This is a genomic window from Bradyrhizobium sp. UFLA05-125 (genome assembly GCF_059803515.1).
This window is the reverse complement of the sequence record NZ_JBANBJ010000173.1, coordinates 1-610: the sequence shown is the minus strand read 5'-3', so window position 1 is coordinate 610 and position 610 is coordinate 1. Positions and strand designations below refer to the sequence as shown.

1 pseudogene is annotated in these 610 nt (G+C 58.4%); it reads left to right on the top strand.

Annotation, left to right across the window (positions count from 1 at the left end):
• Positions 1–610, top strand: a pseudogene (locus tag SO156_RS45795) (hypothetical protein); the annotation flags it as partial.

The window sequence follows — 610 nt, the reverse complement described above, 5'->3', positions numbered from 1 at the left end:
GCGGCTATGATGTGGCCTGGAAGAACACCTCGACCGGGCTTTACACGGTGTGGACCACCGACAGCAATGGTAACTTCACTTCGAACCTGCTCAGCAATGTGTCGGGAACGAGTGCATCCTTGAAATCGATAGAGACGGTGGTGCACCAGGATCTCAATGGCGATGGGGTGATCAATAGCTCATCGACGGTGCTCGATATCTCCGGGAAGGTCACTCTCAATCTCAGCAACCTCACTCAAGCGACGCTCATCGAGCCAGGGGCTACCCTCGAACTGACCGGAGCAGCTTCCGGATCGGTCACGTTCAAGGGCGTAACTGGGACCCTCATTCTCGATCATTCCACGCAATTCACCGGTACCATCAGCGGCCTCTCCGGCAACGGTGATCCGTCCAGTTCGGACATTCTTGACCTCAAGGACATCTCGTTCGGGACAGGAACGAGCGCCTCCTACGCCGGCAACGCGTCGGGTGGGGTGTTGACGGTTTCGGATGCGCAGAACCACGTCGCGCACATCACGCTGGCCGGCGACTACACCCATTCAACCTTCAATCTGTCGACCGACGGAAACGCCGGCACTCTCGTCATCGATCCGCCTGCCGACGCGTTCAG